The 432-nt window shown below is 65.3% G+C and carries 1 protein-coding gene; it reads left to right on the top strand.

All coding sequences use genetic code 11. The annotated features are described in order from the left end of the window. Positions 1-432: proton-conducting transporter transmembrane domain-containing protein (locus KHA85_RS16915; protein ID WP_272875189.1), on the top strand; the 432-nt coding region annotated here is incomplete at both ends.

The raw sequence follows: 432 nt of genomic DNA, 5'->3' as shown, positions 1-432 counted from the left end.
GGGTGGTCTACGGGGCGATCGTCGCCATCGGCCAGACCGACATCATGCGCCTGATCGCCTACACGTCGATCTCGCACTTCGGGTTCATCATCCTCGGCATCTTTGTGATGACCAGCCAGGGCCAGAGCGGGTCGACGCTGTACATGCTCAATCACGGGCTGTCCACGGCGGCGGTGTTCCTGATCGCCGGCTTCCTGATCTCGCGGCACGGCAGCCGGGCGATCGCCGACTACGGCGGCGTGCAGAAGGTGGCGCCCATCTTGGCGGGCACCTTCCTGGTCTCCGCCATGGCCACCCTGTCATTGCCCGGCCTGGCCCCGTTCATCAGCGAATTCCTGGTCCTGCTGGGAACTTTCAACCGGTACTGGCTGGCCGCCGGATTCGGCGTCACCGCGCTGGTGCTGTCGGCCGTGTACATGCTGTGGCTCTACC

Origin of the sequence: Dietzia massiliensis, assembly GCF_018390595.1 — a bacterium.
Lineage (GTDB): Bacteria > Actinomycetota > Actinomycetes > Mycobacteriales > Mycobacteriaceae > Dietzia > Dietzia massiliensis.
This window is presented reverse-complemented; position numbering and strand designations above follow the sequence as displayed.